The sequence below is a fragment of the Bifidobacterium sp. W8114 genome, assembly GCF_016101165.1.
Taxonomy (GTDB): Bacteria; Actinomycetota; Actinomycetes; order Actinomycetales; family Bifidobacteriaceae; genus Bombiscardovia; species Bombiscardovia asteroides.
The window spans coordinates 373,198-394,402 of sequence record NZ_JACFRA010000002.1; the positions used below are offsets into that span (position 1 = coordinate 373,198).

Sequence of the window (21,205 nt, forward strand, 5' to 3'; positions counted from 1 at the left end):
CCTCACGCCGCATGCCGAGGATGCCCAGGTTCATTCGCCAGTGTACTGTGCTATCACACCGGCAGGGGAGCGACTTGCTGATTTGCGCACCGTGACCCATGAAGCCAACGATGCCGCCGAAGACAGAAGCAGGTAGACCTGCACCCAGTGAGCCCAAGGTATACCGATGCTGGCAGCGCCGAAGACCTTGCGAAATCCGGCAGCGTAGGCCATGACCGGCAGGAGGCTGGAGGTGAAGGATATCAGTACGGCGGTGGTTGCCATGATGAACCCTTCAAGGGCGGACATGATTTCAAGTTGATTCGGGTCTGCGCCAGCGATCGAGATGAGGGACAGATCCAGGCTTCGACCATGGGCTGAGATCAGGTATCCTGCGCATACTCCAGCCAGCGTGACGACCAGTGCGGGGCCCAGGAGCGTAATGAGCATGGAGAAATCAGAGCTGCTGACATCCAGGTTGGGAGGCAGCAGATGACTGGAATCGGCGCTGGTCTGGTAGAAGGAATCGGTCATCATCAGCAATGAAACCCCCACGACCAGCGGTAGGACCGTGGAGCTGAGACTACGCATGCGGGCGCTGGCTTGCCGGCAAGCGATCAGCCATGAGGGGCTGTGAAGAGCGACGAGCCTGGTCCAGCCGCTGGTGACCGCACCCAGCAGGGAGGGACCCGCCAAACAGATTGCGGCCAGCAGGAGCATGAAGCCGAAAGTGCTTCCCATGGCGATAGGCAGGATGGGCGCCGCGGTGTGCAAACGGACCAGTTGCTCACCAGGAATGGTCCGCGCTTGCATAATCGGCATCAGCATGGCTGTTGATGCCTCCAGCAAACACAAGACAGCGGCGATACGACGAGCCAAGCCCGCTGTTTTTGGGGGGATGATTGCGGCCCGCAGGGATTCCACCGGACTGATCCTGCTGATGGTCCGGATGGTCAGCAGCGTGCCGATCAAAGCCACCAATACTCCGCATGAGGTTCCTACCATCCAGGAAGCCAGCTGGTGGCTGGCAATAAAAGGCTGCCTGCCGATCAGGAACTGTGAGGTCTGCCAGGCATAGAGGGGACGGGCCAGCAGAAAAGAGGCCGCCAGCGAGACTCCACTGGCCGCGAGCGCCAAGATGAATACGCGCACACAGGTCAGCGAGGTCAGTTGCCAAGGTGTGGCGCCTTGCATGGCTAACAGGGCAAGGTTGCGTCTGCGCTGGTTGATCACCGACGAAACGACCTGCAGAACGATCAATACTGCGGCAACGAGCAGTGCGACAAAGGGGATCATCAAGTTTTGGTAGGCGGTACGACCTTGCTCGGCCATGCCGGGAAGGTCGCCCAGGGCCTTGGCTGAAGAGAGCATCATGGCAAGCAGGCCGACCATAGTTTGCGAGGCGATCAGCACGAGGGCGACACCAGACCAGGCCAAGGGGGCATCCTTGAAATCTCGCAGAAGAAGTCGCATCAGATGCCCGCTTTCGGCACAGGAACCTTGTCGGCTGTGACTATGCGACCGTCGCACAGATGCACCAGAGTGTTGCAACGGGAGGCGACTTCCGGACTATGGGTGACCATAATCACTGCGTGGCCCGGTCGCTCTGCGAAGGCGGCGAGCTCATTGACGACCGCGTTGCCGGTCTCCTGGTCAAGAGCGCCAGTAGGCTCATCGGCGAAGATGATATCGGGTTCCGAAATCAGCGCACGGGCCAGAGCCACACGCTGCTGCTCGCCCCCTGACAGGAGGGTCACATTGGCCTTGAGCAGTCCCCTGATGCCGAGCCTGGACAGCAGCTCGACCGCCTGATCCTCCGACCAGCGGGTCTTGCGCAGAATGAAAGGCAGCTTGAGGTTGTCTTCCACACTCATCGAAGGCACCAAATTATAGGACTGGAAAACGAAACCCAGGTGCGCACGGCGGAACCGTGCCGATGCCGCAGGCCCCATGGCAGAGATGCGCCGACCCAGGACTTCCACCTGGCCCGAGCTGACTGGTTCGAGACCGGCCAGGCAGTAGAGCAGGGTTGATTTGCCGCTACCCGATGGCCCTACAATCCCGGTCATGGCTCTCCAAGATGCAGTGAATTCCACATTGTTTAAGAGAGTTATGGTCTCCGCTTTCCTGGGTGAAACCTGCTTGCACAGACCAGATGCATGGATGGGGAAGGGCTCGCCCTGGCCGGAAGGATCGACAGTATGCTTCATGGCAGTATCCAGTGCTTGCAAACGGGTGAATGCCAGTATGAGCCTGTAATGCTCTGTACGTGCAGCGATGCGTATTGAGCCGGTTGTTTCATCGGAGCTCCCTCCCTCAGCGCAGTTGCGAGGGCAAGAGATCGCCTCGCAGGGATGATTCTTTCAATCCGAGTACGGGGAATCAACATCGGCCGCCAGTTTGCCATCTGCAGATGGCAAAACAAAGACCGGCCAACGCCTAACGGGAAGGAATGCCTCTCTACAGCCTTGGCAGAAGCTTTGGCATACAGGTTCGTTTATTGTCCCGGCACGGATTCCGTCGCACAAGTTCAGTGCCTGCCACCACCCGCCCTCCACGCATATCAACAACCTTCCTAAGTGGGCGGAAGGATAACGTTTCATGCTGAGATTCTTCATCGAGCTGTACAGGTTTTCAGTGATGCTTCCCCTGAGAACCGGCTTGCCGCGAACTGGAAAAATCCAAAACAAACATGTAGTGTTGAGATGTTGCCCCTCTGGCTCAATGGTTAGAGCAGCGTCCTTTTAAGTCGTGGGTTGTGGGTTCGAGTCCCACGGGGGGCACTTGGACCAGCATTCCAATAGTGCTGATATTAGTCGTGCGTATTAATTATGTCACTACACACAAGCTGTAATAGTTACATGCATCTATTCCCCAATTAAATCAAATGCGCTGTCTAGAATTCCCTCATCACCGCTGTTTTCGGTCACAAAGAGAAAAGTTACGGCGGCCTCCACAGCAGATGCAAGTATGAGGCAGCAAGAAGAAGGGAGATTAGGCTCCATTGACACCTATAAGACAAATATGTCGAACCCACAATTTTCGTAAGAAGCGATTTAGCGGGTGCCAGTATTATGCTCATTCAGTGACTGGTAACATGTTGTTCAACTTTGAAGATCAATTCGACCTCATCAAGAAAAACACGGTCCATGAGTTGTATGTACCGAATGCAGCTCAAGAAAACTATAACAATAAAGATAAGCGGTTGCTGATCATTGACCTGTTTCAGCCGAATATATATATACGATCAATCTTTTTTGATTCCCTAACCGTGCCCCTTACGCTCATAGCCTCTACTGAGGCAAGGCGAACGTTTTTAATGGCTATCAGACCGAATAAATAAAGACTTCTTCGGCATCTACCTAGAACAAACAACATCTACCGTAGACGGCCGCCTATAGTTCTTAGACTTGCAAATCTGTATAAAACTTTAGAATTTAGAATGTCTAAAGTTACTATACTGATAAGAAAAGAGCGTATGTCATCTCCATCCGTCATTGCTAGCGCATAGATGACTTTGAGGTTGTAATGTCTAGAACCTCTTAGAGCTGATTAGAGAGATGGAATACACACTCGTTTCAAAGAACTTACGAGAAGTTATATTCTTCCCACTATAACTGTGCCGATCAACTCTCCAAAATGTCTGAAGCCGTTTTGGCAATTTCCTCCTTTCGGCGTAAAACAATTGAATTCTCAAAAGTAGTCATATTTTCCCTGATTTTATTGAACGCGTAAACCGCCTTTCATAACCCTCAGGCACCAGTGTGAGGACTTCAAAAAAGCACCTCAGCAGTGATCACTACCCATGACCTATTACCTTGTCATCTACTGGATGACCAACTTCTAGCGTTTTCTGCTCCAGATTATGTAGAACTTGTAGCTCTCAGTAGATTTGACAGATTCTCACTCAGCAGTGAGGTGGTACGCGAAATAGCCTTTCACACTAGTTTTCAACAACATATTGTTACATCGAGTGCGCGTAGAGACTAATACGGCATATCATTGTGTGTATACATCGCCAGCAAATATGCAGCTATTTCGCTTATCAGATGATTCGGCTAATAAGATTAAGGAGCATCAATTGAGCAAGACTCTTCAACTGTTAAATAATGCCTAGAGTCCGCAGTTATGCTGGAATTTTGTAATATGGCATCTCATTTTCCCTTTATTGTTGCCGAGGCAGCATATATGTGTTTCCTGAACCGTCAGAATTTAAGAGAGTGATGATGGATGAGATACCTCTGCCCTTACTATCACGACGAATAAGGCGCATCACCTCCAGCGCGTTAAGGGCATGTCTAATTCGGCGACCCCCCTCCTTGCGGATCCAGCAACGCCAGTAATCTAACCCATACTTCGGAGGGTTTGCACGTATCTAATGGCATGGATACGCCACATCATGTAATTGCTAGTATATCTTCAAGATTGATTTGACAACTTTCCTATAGCACTTAATAGTACATATGTACGCAGTCAATCTATTTTCGAAGCTCTTGAAAGAGGGACTCCTTGCTCCTCTTTATAATGGAAGTCGATAAGCTGCACCCCAAATCCATCAACACAAGCACCTGCTCTCGGCACTAGGATTTAGTTGCTAGGAACTCTTTGCATGGGGCAGTGGCACTTTCAAATGATTGCGAAATTCGCTCCTGCCTATTTTCCTATTTGTATTTCCATAAATTCAAATCGCTCGGTATGATTATCCGCAACAGTCATAGTGGCGAAACGGCCAATTCGCCGTTCCTTTTACCTGATTGACTGTAAGAATCATACACAGATATACAGTATATCTTTTCACTGAGTACTTCATACTTTCGTACTTCTGACAACTCAATTATGACAGTGGCCTTATAAGCCTGTACCACGCAATCAAAAGCTGTAATACGGCATTTATACCTGTATAGTTGTTGGAAAATTAACTTCATACTGAGCATTCTCTTCAAAATAACCCAACTCACTTTGTAAATCGTGCAAGTACCACGGGTTGAAGAGATACAATAATGATGGAGAGCATTGGTCTATAGGCCTTTAATAATAACTTTTTTTGTTATTCTGACAAGTAACCCATCCAGAGTATATATTAATATTAAAAGAATGATTTTTTTACAGTAACGAGAAGTACCGGGAAAGAGGGGAATTTCTCAATTCGTACAGCATCACCTCAACCGTCAAAATTAATCCGGCACTTGTTTCAAAGAATGAAGAAGACAATGGGCTCAAGCTTTTAAAGCGTAAAACTGACTTTTTAGCCCCTTTCTGGTTGGAATTATCGAATCGATACCGTACAAGCACGAGTTAGTGTCTACTATAATGCTGATCTAGACAGCACCGGAACAAGATACAGCTCAAGCATAAGAACACTTAGTGCCTTAATTCGCTGTTCAACACAACACCGGTGACCGGCATCTACATTATTATCAGCAATCGTTAACTGCACATACAGTGCATACTGACATATTTCAATCTCGTTCTATTCAATCCACTCAGAGGAGTATCGTTACTATTTAAGTGCATAGATGACTACTTAAGCAAAGGAGCACGTGCAATGTCATTGTCCGATCAATTGCTAGTTCTTGGGAACGGTTTTGACCTTCAATGCGGGTTAGCTTCCTCATTCAAAGACTTTGAGGAGCCTCGCAAAAAGACGATAGACGAGCTTTTAAAAACCTATTTTGCGAGCGGAAATAACGCAGATACGCTAGAAGAAAAAACTGAAGTTATTACTTACCCTAATGGTAATCAAGGACAGTGCGGAGCATCCTTACCTGCCGACCTTTGGGATAAGCATATTACTGTCTGGGATCTAGTGCTTATCGAAGATGAACGTGTACGAACCTGGTATGACGTTGAAGCCTGCATCAGAGACTGGCTTCTGAACCGTCCTCGAAAAGATCAGCTCAGAGAAGAAAATCAACTTAAGACAGTTAAAAGCTATATCCAAAGCTATAAGTTCTCTAATCTTCAACAAGATCTAGAACAGCGCAGACCTAAGCGAACTGGTACAATGCAACTTAAAATTGCAGCACAACCTTCTGAAGTGTTTGTGAATATGCCTGTGGACGAGCAAGTCGCTATGCTAATAATAAATTGGTATAGTGACAAAACCGATGAAGCTTCAATCATAAGAGTAATGATGAGGGAACTCCACCGTCTAGAAATGGAATTTTCCAACTACCTGAATTCCATAATGAAAAACAATAAACAATATTATAAGTTTGCCAATGATTTGTTGGTAGAACTCTTGAATGATCAGTTGACCAATTCAGACGGTGCCGACAATCTAAATAAATTTTTTAATAAACCCGTGGATTCCTTCGCCATAAACGGCCCTACTGATAGCGCAAGGATTCTTGACTTCAATTTCACCAATCCAGTTTACGAATTCGGAAGCACTCCCGACCTCATCAATATTCATGGGGATATGTATGGCGAAGACATCATCTTCGGTATCGATGGGAATAACGTTGACAATAGCATTGAAAATTACAGTGAACTCGTTAAGTTCACTAAGACTTTCAGACTCATGGCATTGAGCAAAGGTCCCAAGGTTAACTTGGTTCGCCCACATCTTCCTGGGCAGCCAGGCAGCGAAACCTCTATCATTAAGTTTTTTGGCCACTCCTTAGGAGACCCCGACTACTCATACTTCCAAGCAATTTTTGATGAAGTGGACCTGTACGAAAGCAACACACACTTGATCTTCTATTACAATCAGAACCGTACGAACGAAAAAGACGAAAATGAAGAGAGTAGCAATGATCTTGCCGAGAGCGCACAGGAGGACATGTTCGAAAAAGTCAATCGTCTAATAACGACATACGGGCAGACTCTGGACAACAAAGATCACGGTCGCAATCTTATGCACAAACTTCTTTTGGAAAACAGACTCCGAGTCATCCAAGCTCCTGGGTGCCCCAAAGCAAGCCAACGATAGGATTGCAGTTGCCAGGAAACGAATCCGTCTTTCTAAGGGGTACGCTTCAACCGGCCAACCCCGACCACCCTATCAGGCCTCTTAGTGACTTAACTCCCAATGGAAATTAACCACCGAGGAAGCACAAGACACAATAGGCTGGCATGGTTCGTTCTGGGGCTATTTGTCCTTATGACCTTATTCCTTGGCTTATGTTGAACAGTGGGCACAGACTAGTTGCTGTGCCCACTGTTCAACATAAGCTTGAATGAGATATGCTATAAATCCAGTGACACTGTCTCGAGACTCTCGCGCGAGTTTGGCACGCACGAATATGTCAGAACTACAGTTCGATTTTGGATCAGCCAGACCACACATCCCACATGTCAACTGGCCCAAACAAACGCCATAGGTCTGAACAATGACACCTGTGACGTTCTACTTTCTTTGAGTCTCGTTCAAAATCCACCTCCATGGCATCGCCTTGAGCTATCGCAGCTGGTAAGGTACGCCTACTTCTCGTTGGCGAAAAGAAATATTGGGTTTGATATCACAGCCCATGCTACTGGCCTAACCTTCCAACTAGTAGCTGATCGCCCACAGATTCAAGCTGGGAGCCGTCGATACAAATCAGATAGCGCCCCTACATCAACAAGTGTGAATTGACACAGCACCTTTTACACTGGTTTTCTAGACCAATCACCAATGGGGTAAGTTGTTTCACTTGTAACTTGCGCCACGGGCGATGAACGACAATATAGGAAACTACGATGATACTGTTTATAACTCAAATCAATAGCGAGTTGGCTGTTCGCATATAAACATAAATAATCTATCGTTTAAATTAAAAAATAACCGCAGAAAGAGCTTGCGAGATTTAAATTTTAGTGAATGAAATTATGATAAGCGCATATATCACCGTGGCATCAGCAATAACTAGCTTGATAAGCATTAGCTGGATTGCAAGAAACAAAGATAATATACTTTATAGCTTATTTAGTATTCACCAGCTCATAGCATAAATCAAAGGCCTCTGTGGAAGTCAAGATAAACAGGGCTTAGTTTTTCGATAAAACCAACCAAATTTTATGATTTTGTTATGCATTATACCAGACTCTTTAGAGCCGAATTGAGAAGAGAAAACTTGAGAAGAGAAAACTATAGATTCTGCCTACTACAAATATTTGTTAAGATGAATAGTTGCCATTAACGGATGGATGGCTTAACAATGCAATAGGTATAATCACGAATGCCATCACTCCTTATTATAATATATCTACTCACCTTCTCAAGACAATCGGACTAGACGTATCTGCACGAGGAACCTGAGGAAAAGAAAGGTTCGTTAAAGCATAAGCGCACCTTTCCCGCTCCACTCAGTTTTCTATGCTCGCCTCCACCGGCAGATCCTTGGCGATCCTGGACGTATAGGTTCCATTCTTCCAATCAGTCAGACTGCCGACCACGTAGACACGGCGCTTGGCTCGCGACACAGCGACGTTGAGCAGGTTGGGCGAACCGTTAACCCATGAACGAGAGCCTTCTCCACGCTTGCCGGCTCTGCTGCCAAGAACGATGAAGACCACATCGGCTTCCCGCCCCTGGGAGGTGTGGACGGTTCCAGCCTGGCTTGACGCCAGCCGGCTCGCTTCGTTGCTGTTGCAACCAGTGCATTGCCGCAAGGCATCCGCAAAGGTGTCACGCACCTGGTTGGCCACAGCCCTGAACGGGGCGATGACCAGAATATTGGTGGGGTCGATTCCGCCCTGGAAGAGCCCACACAGACGCTTATGGAGTTCGTAGCTCTCCTGCGGCCTCCATTGCGCTCTCCCGGCTTCGCCGAATCGCGGCGGCACATCGTACCAGCAGGAGGCCGGCAGCTCATCGCCCGCATGGGGTCCGGACGGATATGCACAGGGCTGATGCTCCGGCCCTACACGAACCATCCTGCCGGAGTAGGCCATATCGTTGCATATGGAGAACATAGGCTCATCGCAGCGCCGATGGACCACCAAAGGCATCCCCAGCCAGTGGTCATCCGTCTCGTCCAAAAGGCCACAAGGCGTCTGGTAATCAACCAAGGCCTGCATATTTTCGGACTCCAGTCCCAGACGCTTGAGATGATGGGTGCTCGCCAGGAGTTCTCGCATCGGCTTGGGCATGGTATCCACGGGTTGGAGCTGCATAGGGTCTCCAACTGCAACCACATGTTTCACGCGCTGCAATAGACCAGCAGCGGCCTGGGGCAGGGCCTGTCCAGCCTCATCAACAATCGCCCAGCCGAGCGCCTCCTTGCCTATCCCCGAAAACATTCTGGATATTGATGCAAAGGACGAGGAGACGACCGGGATCACCAGGAAGAAAGTCTGCCAAGCCACCAGCCTCTCGTCATCCGTAAAACCATTCGACTGCATCACAGCGCAAGCCAGGGAAAGATTGCACATGAACTGGTGGGCAGCACCGATGACGGCTTGCTGATGAAGAGCCAGCGCCTTGATGTAGACCTCCGTCCGCGCCTTGCTCCATTCCTGATCCATCCACGCAACATGGTCATCGCCAATATCGGGCCTGGGCCACTGAATCTGCTTGGCCTCAGCAATTTGCCTTTCTACCGTAGTTAGCTGATTGAACAGGTCTGTAGCTTGTTTTTCGCAATTCTCTGAATCTTGTCTCGCATCATCAAGGCTATCTTGCAAAAAAGATAACTCCTGACTGGCAGCATCAACTTCGGCGTCGCAATAACCCCTTTTCTTCCACGCCTTTTCCAGAGTAGTGCGTTTCTTGCGCTCATCCTGTTGTTGTTCTTTCGTTTTTTGGAAAAGATATTTCAAAGGATGTGTCCGACAAGATGATAGATGGTCCTCATAGGCAGTTTCAGCTTGCTCCTGGGCAGCGCATGCAACATCGGCAGCTTGCTTGGCTTTTGACAGCCGCTCTTTTACGGCTATGATCTGTCTCTCGTACTGCATCTGTTCGACTTTCAAGTCGTGCCGCATTATCTTTAATTCATCAAGCTTGGCCGAAAGAGCGGAGCGTTGATCACACAGGTCTGAATAAGAACGAATTAGGTTATACTCGTGTACTTTTTGAGCACGAATGCACTCTTCTTTCTTCAGAGCATCATTGAATCCTCTTTTGGCTTCTTCCCATCCGTCAATTACACTTGTCGTTGTAGATAAATTCTTCAAAAAATTATATACAAACTCATCCTTGAAAGAGCCCAAGAAGCGCTTTTTATTGCGCCTATTACCCAAAACTGCAGATATCAGAGCCCAGGTTGAGTGGGCATTGGAGAGTTTACTCCCATTATGCTTATCCTGACTATTGAGGATTAATGTAGCAGTGTCCCGGAAGTCGAACCCACGAGGTGCCTGTTTCCACATGTTCTCGATATAGGATTCCCACTCACTGTCTATAGCATCGGCTCTAGGCAGATCTTGGCTGACATTCTCAACAGCCTTGTTGTTGCTCGAAGCCACAACAATCTCAAAACCAGTCACCGACGGATCAAGCGTCCAATATTCATAACTCTTGCGCCGATCGAAAATATTCGTGGCATAACGTTGCTGTTTGAAAATATCGTCAGGCTGCTGTAATTTCTCCAATCGTTTAGCTCGTGCAACGATAATCTCGGCTACTACATCCTTCAAAAGGGTAGTCTTACCAGTACCGGGGGGCCCATTGACACCCAATAGCGGTGAGCCACAAATTCCTTCTGCAACTGCACGTATTTGATTAATGGCAAACTGCTGTCCAACGGACTGGAACTGATTGGAAGCACTAGGCCATCTTCCAATCGGCATACTGGAAGGTTTCACAGCACCATCAACGAGAAGACCCTTTGAATCCTCACCTAAATTGAATCGTCGAGGATGGCTCATCGACAGATAACTCCTGACTGGACGAGAAAAATTGTTTGGTCCGTCGTTGTGGAGCTTTTCCAAATCGTCTAAGAAGAAGGAGTCGATTAACCCGCCATTGAGATATTCTGAATTAGCTTCCAAATGGCAATTGACATAATTGCGCATCAGAGGCGATCCGTCTTGCGGGGAGAAAAGAGGCGAACAACTTATACTATGGTCGTCAAGCCTCATCAAGTTTGTCGTCCCACGAATAAGCTCTCTTATGTCATCTTTGGTAACTGGGCGTTTCTCGTGCGTTATCTGCCCCTGTACATCTTTGAGTTCCTTGCACACCGAAGTGTTGAAATACGATTCGATTTCGTTCTCTGCCCCATCGAGTTCAGTAATATCAGGCCACCCAGTCGGGCAATCAGGCCAACCTCGATGATTGAACAAACAAGAAACAGCTTTAGCATATTGAGAGATAGCGAAGGACCCTAAGACCAATCTGCCGTCATCCCCTATGCAAAACTCCATAAGAGAAGCCATGACACCAAGACCGCCTCCGCGCTTGTACTGGCGATGAGCAAGTTCCAGCATTGTCTCGTTTTGAGCTATCTCTTCTACAGATGACAGATTTCGGACAAGCCTAGCTGCAGTCATTAACGCATTCGTGACCACATTCTGGCGGAGTCCGACAGCTATTCGGAAACGTTCATGATGAAGCCACGGGCAATCTATATACGTCTCTAATGTTTTCCGGTTCCGTTTCAGCTTCACCGCCCGCAGGACAGGGGAAGAGACAAACCGGGGGTCATAGTCCTTACAGTAAACAGCGCAGGCTACGCCGTGCCACCGGACTTTTATTGCCAGCTCTCTCACTACCCTCAGAAGACACAAAACCATGGAATCCGTCAGCTTGCTACCTACCGGCAGAGGGTCGGGCTGATCCACTATTGCACGCCATAGCTGATTTGTTTCTTCAAGAAGACCAGTTATAGCCTGTTCGTCGAGTCCCGATTTGAACGCCTGGGATCGTAACCAGCTCTCGGTATCCTCTGCGAATGAGAAGGGTTTGGTCAGCCGGGCGTTCATGTCTGTCTGCAGCCGGTATATTTTCCTGCTCTGCAGGTCGTTATAGAGGTTTGTATACGAACGACGCTCATTGTCAACCGGCCCGATGAGAAGATCAGCATGAATGCCATCCCATGGAAGTCGCTCCTGTTCAGAAACGCTTACTCCGTTGCTGCCATTGTGGGAGGAGGATAAAGCAATGAGCTGGTTATCCCTCCAATTTTGTGGCGAGAACAGTTCAACTGCGCACCAATATGACAAAACATCCATTGCATGCTGTTGCTCATCGTTCCCCATATTTGCCAGTATGCGGATAAGCGGGGACAGATGCAGGCACAGGCTCAAGCCTCAACTGAGACCATGGGAGACAATCCCGATGCGGCAACGTCCAGACCAATCACCGCATCAGGAAGAAACGATCATGCCCGTATCCGCCTGACTGCCCAGTTGAACAGTTTGCGTAGTTCCGAGGCGACGAGGACCAGGGAGGCCAGGGCGATGCACTCCAGCCATGCTTGGGGTTGGAGGGGGACGGTGCCGAAGGCCTCGCCCAGGAAGGGCACGTAGATCACCAGGAGCTGCAGCATTATGGAGACGCCTATGGCGCCCCAGAGCCAGGGATTGCTGAAGAGCCCCTGGAAGGCCGACTTGCGGGAGGAGCGGGAGGCCAGGGCGTTGAAGAGCTGGGCGAATACCAGGATGGTGAAGCCCATGGTCCGCGCCTCCCTGATCTGTGCCTCGTGGCCGATCGCCTGGACGGACCTGTCGGTGAAGAGGCCGCCGCTTAGGTGCATATCCATGCCGATCAGGGTCACCGCAGCCATGACCAGGCCAATGTAGATGATGTCAACCCACATGTCCCGGTCGATCACCCGGTCGTTGACGGAACGGGGCGGGCGATCCATCAGATCGTCGGTCTGCGGGTCCACACCCATCGCCAGCGCGGGGGCCGCATCGGTCAGCAGGTTGATCCAGAGCAGCTGGGTGGCCAGCAGCGGCACGGTCACGCCCGCCATGCCGGGCTGCGATATGCCCAGAAGCCCCGCAAAGACCACGCCGCCGAAGACCGTGAAGACCTCGCCCATGTTGGAGCTGAGCAGGTAGCGCAGGAACTTGCGGATGTTGTCGAAGATGCCCCGGCCCTCTCGCACGGCCTGGACGATGGTGGCGAAATTGTCGTCAGCCAGGATCATCTTGGCCGATTCCTTGGTGACCTCGGTCCCGGTGATGCCCATGGCCACGCCGATGTCTGCGGTCTTGACAGCAGGGGCATCGTTGACGCCGTCGCCGGTCATGGCCACGACCTTGCCCTGGTCCTGGAGCGATTCGACGATCTTCAGCTTGTGCTCGGGTGCCACGCGGGCGTAGACGGAGACCTTGGAGGTGGTCTCCCGAAGCTGGTCCGAGTCCATGGCATCCAGCTGCTCGCCGGTGCAGGCGGGCTGGCCAGGCTTGATGATGCCCAGGTCCCCCGCGATTCTGGCCGCGGTGAGCGGATGGTCGCCGGTGATCATGATCGTTCTGATGCCGGCCTTGTGAGCCTGATCCACCGCATGACGGACCTCAGTGCGGGGCGGGTCGATGATGCCGACCATGCCCGTCCAGATCAGATTGCTCTCCAGTTGGGGGCTTTCCTGGATCACCTTGTCGGCAGACAGGCGGATTGCAGGAGCATGCTGAGACCTCTGAGACAACCGGTCCGTCTGATCCGTCCCCACCGTGCTTGACGGCTCCTCCCCCTCGTCGGGTTCAGCCAGGGACGACAGCTCCTGATCGGATAGAGGCCGGAAAGCCTGTCCCAGAGTTCTATAGGCATCCGCCGAGAGACTGCCGACCCGGGCAAGAATCCTCTCCCGATCGGCGCTGGTCATAGACCTGACCTTGCCGCTCTCGAGAATCCGGTCGCACCGGCCAAGCAGCACGTCGGGAGCGCCCTTGCAGAAGAGCCGCGACCGCCCTTCGCCGCCATCATTCGGGGCGGCCAAGACCGACATGAGCTTGCGCTCGGATGTGAAGGGAATCTCAGCCAGACGACGATAACCATCAGCCTTGGCATCGGCGCCGACTTTACAAGCGGCAACAATCAGCGAAACCTCCGTGGGATCGCCGACGATCTGCCAGTGACCCTGCCCGGATCCGGACCGGGCCTGGGAATCAGGTTCGGCCTCGTCCACCTGCCAATGAAGGTCTCCGTCGTTGGCAATAGTCCCGACCATCAGGGTCTCTGCAACCGCACTGGCCAATGACGAATCTATGGTGTCCAGCTGGTCGTCGGAACCTCCGGCCTCGATCTGCTGCATGGTTCCCTCCGGGGCGTACCCGGTGCCAGTGATCCGGACCTGTCCCGAGGGGACGACCACCCGCTCAACGGTCATCTCATTGCGGGTCAGTGTCCCCGTCTTGTCGGAGCAGATGACCGATGCCGAGCCCAGCGTCTCAACCGAGCTGAGCTTCTTGACGATGGCATGATGCTTGGCCATGCGCTGCACACCCAGGGCGAGAACCACGGTCAGGATGGCCGTCAGCCCCTCCGGTACGGCGGCCACGGCCAGGGAGACAGCCATAAGCAGGGAATCAATCAGGTCCTGGGTTGTGTGAAAGCCCTCCATCATGGCCAGAGCAGCCAGAACCAGGACCGCAATCAGACAGACAGCCAGGCCGAGAAGCTTGGAGACCCTGGCCATCTCCTTTTGCAGAGGCGTAGGCTCCTCCTGGGTGTCAGCCAGCATGCCGGCGATTTTCCCTACCTGGGTATCCATGCCGGTGGAGGTGACGATCATGCGACCGGTGCCCTGGGTCACCGCAGTGCCGTTGAAGACCATGTTGGCCCTGTCGCCCAAAGCCTCGGGCCGGTCAAGCCGACCCGGCCGCTTGCCCACCGGCAATGATTCGCCGGTCAGCGATGCCTCGGCCACACGCAGGCCCGCAGCCTGGAACAGTCTTCCGTCAGCGCCGACCGAATCGCCCTCAGCCAGGACCACTACATCGCCGGGGACGATCCTGCTGGTCTCCAGGCTGACCACCTGACCGTCGCGCAGAACCGAGGCACGCGGGGCCGTCATGCTCGCCAGAGCGTCAACCGCCCGCTCGGCCTTGGCCTCCTGGGCATATCCCAGTGCAGCGTTAAGAATGAGGATGATCATAATGACGATGGCATCGAAGGGCAGAAGTTCGCCACCTCCCGATGCCGGGTGCGAGCGCTCCACCACCCATGCCACCAACGAAATGGCTGTGGCTACCAAGAGCAGATAGACCAGGGGATCCTTGAATTGTTGGAGGAACTTCCTCCACGCGGGAACGGGAGGCGCCCCAGCAAGCTCGTTGGGGCCGAATAGTTTCAGTCGGCGAGCTGCTTCGGCCTCGGCCAGACCCTGGTTGGGATCCACGTTCAGGGCAAAGGCAACCTGATCGACATCTACTGTAGAAGGGTCCTTGAGGACGGGGTCATTCGCAGCAAGCCTCTGCTCAGAGCTCTGCCCCGCGGCCGGAATCACGCCGGTATCTGTTGATTGTTCATGCTTGGAGTCGCTGGTCAACCCAGTCATGCCACTCTCCTGCTTATGCCACGGAGTAGTCAACGCTTCGAGGGCCTGTTGAAAGAAATCAGAGGCGGCCAAACCAAAACGCTGCGTGGATGTTTACCAAGTTGAACCAAGAATATACATAAATCAGGCTATGCTCGTCAAGTCCTTTGCTTCAGGGCGTATCAGCCGACTTTCCATGCCCATACGCCCTAAGACAGACGAACCTACCTGACCGAACGGATCAGCATGATGACCGCAGCCCCGACCAGCACCATGACAATAGCAACGGGAAATATGAACATATACCCTGCACGGATCACTAGGACCGAGACCAGTACCGGGGCGATGATCTGTCCCAGGGTATTGGCCAGGTTCAGGATGCCTAGATCCTTGCCGGCTTCGTTCTTGTTCGGCAGCACATCAACATTGAGGGCCTGGTCTACCGAGGTATAGATGCCATTGCCCAGGCCGGCGATGCCCGCGTAGCACATCATGCCCACTGCTGTCGGGAACACCCAAGGCAGGGCGATGCCCAGGGCCAGGATGCAGGAGCTGACCACCACAATGGCCTTGCGACGGCGCAGCTTGTCCGAGATGGGACCGGAGATTATTGAAGCAAAGAAAGTGACTACCATTGAGATGACGGACATCGTGGAAATTGTACTGGCCGACTCCGCCACTGAAAGCCCGCAATACTTTTGCAGAATGTAAAGCTGATAAGTAGCGACCATCGACGAACCTATCATCATAAAGAGCCTGCCACCGAGAGCCAGGTAGAAGTCACGACTCCCCTTGGTCGGCGGAGTGAAGGAGACCCGCAGCCGGTGCCAAAGCCCTTGCTTCTGGTTACCCTTTCCATTATGCGCAGCCGTTGCTGCGGCACTTTCAACAGCGGAATGCTCACGCGGCCAAATGATGACGGTGAGAATGCCGGTGACCGCAAACAGGCAGATACCGAGGACGAAGCCCACCTGCATGTGACCAATGAATCGGGCTCCTATCAGGGTGCCTAGGGACTGCCCTACGATGCTGCCGCCTCCATAGAAGGCAGAGAAAGTACCGCGAGTGGACTCGGGTATCCGGTCCGAGAGCACCGCAACAGCCGGAGCAATCATCATGTTGACGCCCACCTGCACCAGGCACCAGCCGGCCACGATGGTAGGAATAGTCACTGCCTGTGCCGTATAGAGATAGCCCAGCGCAGTGACAATTCCGCCGGCCACAACCCAGGGTGTGCGCTTGCCCAGCCTCGAGTGCGACATATCCGACAGGGCGCCGAAGATCACATTGGACACCAGAGCGAATACGCATCCGACTGAATTCATCGTGCCCAGTATGGCCTCGGGAACGCCGATGCCAAGATCCGTGAACCGCTGTGGCAGGAGGACCTGGGAGCCGGAGGTGCCGGCGGTCATCCACAGTACTGAAAACAGGCAGAAGCCTACGCCGAAGCGGATTTTCTCCGCTCGTGTCAGAGGACGACCCGTATCCGGCGCAAATGCATCCGACGAGGGTGCCGTCTTTTGGTCTTGCTCAACCGTATCAGCCATTTCATACACTCCGATCCTTTACAGGGGAGCACCATGCTCAATCCGAGCTTCTTTGCTCTTCCGCAGGCCTGCAGCCGTGACCTTTCGCTCAGCTTCTACGAGGATCAGCCACGACAGAATGCGTCATGCATAGCTTTCTGGGCCGACCAGGTCCAAACAGTCAGGACCTGGTCGGCCCAGCAGCAGTCAGCGTTCAACCACCAGATCGTAGGTTCCTGCAGGGTAATCCTTGCTGGATCGCTTGCCAGGGGCTGCAGGGGAACCAATCAGCACCCGCGCCACGGAACCGGCAGGGACGACCAGACGAAGCCTGACCCGGCCATCTTCTTCGAGCCGCCAGGACGATTCAGCCATGCCATGTGGCGTCAGATGGCGTGTCGAGGCTTTCGTCAACCCGCCACCGATTCGAGGATCGACCTCGAAAAGGCTCCACCCTGGTGCGAGAGCTCTTAAACCGCCGATTCGCTCGTGCATCCACTCGGCCACAGACCCCAGGGCATAGTGGTTGAAGGAGGTCATGCCGCCCGGGTTGATGGACCCGTCAGGCTGCATGGAATCCCAGCGCTCCCAAGTGGTCGTCGCTCCCATCTTCACTTGGTAGAGCCAGGAGGGGCACTCGGTCGACAGCAATAGGGAGTATGCCTCAGCATCATGCCCGGTCTCGCTCAAAGCTGGCAGGACGAATGGGGTGCCGGCGAAACCAGTGGAGACCTTGCCGCCTGATTCGCGCACCAGTTCCGCCAGCCGTTGGCCGGCAGCCTGCTTGAGTCCAGGCTCGGCATCGAACAACCCGAAAGCAATCGAAATCGCATAGGCGCACTGAGTATCGGAGGTCATGCGCATGTCTGGGCCATCGCCGGCCACAAACCGGTTCCGATAGCCGGCAACCATCCGCTCATGCAAGGAGCAGTAATCCGCTGCTTCCGTCTGCTTCCCCAGAGCCTGGGCAATGCGGGAGGCATAGTCAACCGAACGGGCGAAGTAGGCAGTGGCCACCAGCTCCTTCTGTGTCATAGCCTGGGCAGGATCATCGGGCGGAGCGGTGGGATCCAGCCAGTCTCCAAGTTGACCCAACACATAGTCCGGCCGACGATCCCAGACTCCGTCCGGCGACAGGTAGGCGCGCACCTCGTCTATCCATCCCCGCACCAAGTCCCAGGATTCATCCAGAACACGCCGGTCCCCGCCCTCCATATAGAGGGTCCAAGGGACCGCTACGGCCGCATCTCCCCAGATGGCGATAGCCGTCGGCTTGGCCCAGACGCCCAGCGGCACAAAGGGCACGAAGAACGGTATGGTTCCATGAGCTTCCTGCTCGATGCGCACATCCTTCAGCCAGGAAGAGAGGAAGGCCTGAACATCGTACAGGTAAGCGGCCGTCGGCGCGAAAAGGTCGATGTCTCCGGTCCACCCCATGCGCTCGTCCCGCTGAGGGCAGTCGGTTGGTATGGAGAGGAAATTGGAACGCATGGACCATAGGACGTTGCTGTGGAGCTGGTTCAGAAGGGGGTTGGAACTGTCGAACCACCCGGTCCGCTCCATGGTGGAGTGGTAGACCCGGCAGTCGATGTCCTCGGTGGTCAGCTCTCCGGGCCAGCCCTCAATGCTGGCATAGCGGAAGGCATGCATGGCGAAGCGTGGCTCCCACCAGGCATCCTGGCCATTCGATATGTACTGATCATGCTCCTGCCCTCGGCGCAGGGTCCGTGTGGCCAGGGTGCCGTCCTTCTCCAGCACCTCGGCATGGCGGATGGAGATCTGAGCACCCTCTGCCAACCCATGCATGTGCAAGCGCATCCGCTGACTGCAGTTCTGACCGAAGTCGATCAGCCAGGAGGAGGACTTCCCCGACCCTCCTGTACGGGTAATGGACACCGGCTGGTTCCGCCCCTGCATGCGTACGGACTGGAGCTCCGGATTCTCAATCTTGGCCGGATCATAAGGAACCTCAGCCACTGGCCGCCATGCCGAGTCATCGAAACCCGGACTGGACCAGCCCGGTTCCTCCAACCTGGCGTCATAGGTCTCTCCCTCATAGAGGTCCGAGCACACGATCGGTCCCAGAGCGGTCTTCCAAGTGCGGTCCCAGGAGTTGGAGTAGATGTGGGTGATCGAGCCGTCCTCGCCCTCCACCTCCAACTGGGCGAACACTCCTATCCTGTCGCCATAGAAGTTTGCCATGCCGCCGTCGAAACCCAACCGGCCACGGTACCAGCCGTCGCCCAGCCAGAAGCCCATGGCATTGGCACCCTGCGACAGCTGCTCGGTCACGTCGTAGGTCCAGCACTCCAGTCGGCGGCCATAAACGGTCCAGCCCGGCGTAAGCTCGTCGGATCCGACCCGAGCGCCGTTGATTTCAGCCTGGACCAGCCCCAGCGCCGACAGATAAAGCCTGGCGGACCTGGGCGCTGCAGGCAGCGCGAACTCCGCTCGCACCAGGGGCAGATGACGATGGTCCGTCTCGGCCTCTGGCCAGGAGGGACCGACGAAGTCAGCGATGCGGTCGGTCACATCCAACCCGACATCAAAGCGGCGCTCCGGTGACGGTGCTCCGAGAGGGACCCCGTCGGCACTGAGCATGGCAAGAACCACAAGGGCCCGCTCCCGCGAACGCAGGGGCTCAAATGGCCAGGCCAGGAGAACATTGTCGCCTGCGTCGACCTTGGCCTCCTGCTGTACAGGATCGCCGCCCGGCATCAGCCTGGTCAACTTGACCACCACTTTCGCCCCCTGGGGCGGCTGGTCCGAGTATGTCCAGGAGAGCCTGGGTCTGTGGCTGCCGATTCCCAGCACGTCACCGTGGTAGTGCTCCACCTCAGGGGCGCCGATGACGATTGCCTGATCCGTCTTCATATAACTTGACCTCCTTGTCTTGTATGCGGGCGTTACCGCTTGGACCGTTCCCGGCGTTCCTCATCGGTGCCATACCGCGCCTGGAGCCTGATCATGATGGTTCCGGCGATGGCCTCGATGATCACCACCACTGCGAAGCCCCACATGGTGGTTCGAATGGTCGAAGGAACGACCAAGGCAGGTGTAACCAGGGCGAAGAGGCCACAGCACAGACGGGAGAATCCGTTGATGAAGCCCTGGATGGAGGCACGGATCTCAATGGGGAAGGATTCCTGGGTCCAGACCTTGTAGAGGGCTTCACCGGCCAGAGGGCTACCCAGATTCATGAAGGCGGTGGCGCCGACGATTACCCACAGGTTGGTGCCGCCAAGGGAAAGGGCGACCATGGCGATGAAGGTGATGATGATGCCTGCTACGAAGGCCTTGTTGCGGTATTTACCCCCGGCGATCGAAGCGAAGACGATGTTGAGGATCAGAGTCACGAAGTTGAGGATGATGCCCATACCGGTGGCCAGAGTCTGGGAGGCATGGGCATTGACCAGCATGAAAGTCTGGAACTGACCCCAGGTGTTGGCCAGCAGATTCCAGCCCACATAGAAGATCAGGATTGCAGCGAAGAAGCTCAGATACATCTTCTTGTCCGCGCCCATCATCACCTTGATCACCGAAACCTTTGCCCCGGTCTCAACCCCGGGCTCGGCTGCATCACGACGGTCAGCAGCCTCATGGAAGGCACGGAAGGTGGGCGAGCATGTGCGCCAGAGCCAGGCGATCACTGCAAAAACAGCCAGAATGACAAAAACCACACGGCCTCCTGCAGCCCCCTGCATCCTGGAAACCAGGAAAGCGCAGATGAAGGAGATGAACACGCCAACCTGCCAGTAGACCTGGGTGGTGGATACCAGACGGGCCGCCAGCGAATCATTGGGAGCATCATGAGAGACGACGGTCATCGACACCGGCAGATCCGCGCCTGAGGCCACGCCTGCAATGACCACTCCGACCAGAAGCATGGCATAGGAGCCGGAGAATACGACGATGGCGGCCCCCACCGCATAGAGCAGATTGATCCAATTGAAAAAGCGGACCCTGCCCACAGCGTCAGCGATGCGACCTCCGAAGAGGGACCCGAAAGCGATGGCGAAGGTCAAGGCACCCGACAGGACCCCCACCTGTCCATTGCTCAGCCCGAAACCCTGCTGCCAGACTGTGATGGTCGATGAGAGGCCCACAATGATGCCTGATCCCAGCATGGACCCGATGCCGGCGGCAACAGCCAGGGAGCCGTAGCCTCCCAGCCCCTTGTCCACCACAGAAGTGCTGTCTGCCATATTTTTCTCCTCTGTCATTGAGGCGAGCGCCGGGCGCGACCTTGCATATCGAAGCCCAGCACTGGTCATTTTTTATTTTTCATTCCATATATAAGGCGAGAGAATGCCTTGTCATGGATTAATACTAACTCGCTTTTTG

General features: G+C 53.7%; 8 protein-coding genes and 1 tRNA gene. 2 read left to right on the forward strand and 7 right to left on the reverse strand.

The features are described 5' to 3' along the window. Positions 1 to 30: 30 nt before the first annotated feature. Together H3T89_RS04345 and H3T89_RS04350 are read right to left on the reverse strand one after the other, a co-directional pair. A complete protein-coding gene (locus H3T89_RS04345; RefSeq protein ID WP_198216310.1) occupies positions 31 to 1,452 on the reverse strand; it encodes an FtsX-like permease family protein in 1,422 nt (473 codons plus the stop codon). Then, positions 1,452 to 2,189 (reverse strand): ABC transporter ATP-binding protein, encoded by a 738-nt coding sequence (locus H3T89_RS04350; protein ID WP_198216311.1) that lies wholly within the window; start codon positions 2,187 to 2,189, stop codon positions 1,452 to 1,454. Before H3T89_RS04350 ends, H3T89_RS04345 begins: the two co-directional genes overlap by 1 nt. Positions 2,190 to 2,689: 500 nt before the next feature. On the opposite strand from H3T89_RS04350, the gene H3T89_RS04355 reads away from it, so the two are divergent. Together H3T89_RS04355 and H3T89_RS04360 are read left to right on the forward strand one after the other, a co-directional pair. Next, positions 2,690 to 2,762 (forward strand) — tRNA-Lys (locus H3T89_RS04355). A gap of 2,762 nt (positions 2,763 to 5,524) precedes the next feature. Continuing rightward, on the forward strand, positions 5,525 to 6,913 hold the full coding sequence (locus tag H3T89_RS04360; protein ID WP_198216312.1) for an AbiH family protein: 1,389 nt from the start codon (positions 5,525 to 5,527) through the stop codon (positions 6,911 to 6,913). Between the two features lie 1,355 nt (positions 6,914 to 8,268). On the opposite strand, the gene H3T89_RS04365 is transcribed toward H3T89_RS04360, so the two are convergent. The 5 genes from H3T89_RS04365 to H3T89_RS04385 all read right to left on the reverse strand — a co-directional run bounded on the left by H3T89_RS04365 (position 8,269) and on the right by H3T89_RS04385 (position 21,066). After that, positions 8,269 to 12,105, reverse strand: a complete 3,837-nt coding sequence (locus H3T89_RS04365) for a DEAD/DEAH box helicase (protein WP_198216313.1) — start codon at positions 12,103 to 12,105, stop codon at positions 8,269 to 8,271. A gap of 122 nt (positions 12,106 to 12,227) precedes the next feature. Beyond that, positions 12,228 to 15,353 (reverse strand): cation-translocating P-type ATPase, encoded by a 3,126-nt coding sequence (locus H3T89_RS04370; RefSeq protein WP_232348441.1) that lies wholly within the window; start codon positions 15,351 to 15,353, stop codon positions 12,228 to 12,230. 203 nt (positions 15,354 to 15,556) lie between these two features. Beyond that, entirely contained in the window at positions 15,557 to 16,882 is a 1,326-nt protein-coding gene (locus tag H3T89_RS04375; RefSeq protein WP_198216314.1) for an MFS transporter, read from the reverse strand. Positions 16,883 to 17,068: 186 nt separating this feature from the next. Further along, positions 17,069 to 19,735 carry an alpha-L-rhamnosidase gene (locus H3T89_RS04380; protein WP_198216315.1) on the reverse strand — a complete coding sequence of 889 codons (2,667 nt, stop codon included), beginning with the start codon at positions 19,733 to 19,735 and terminating at the stop codon, positions 17,069 to 17,071. A gap of 32 nt (positions 19,736 to 19,767) precedes the next feature. Next, positions 19,768 to 21,066 carry an MFS transporter gene (locus H3T89_RS04385; RefSeq protein WP_198216316.1) on the reverse strand — a complete coding sequence of 433 codons (1,299 nt, stop codon included), beginning with the start codon at positions 21,064 to 21,066 and terminating at the stop codon, positions 19,768 to 19,770. Between the last annotated feature and the right edge of the window lie 139 nt (positions 21,067 to 21,205).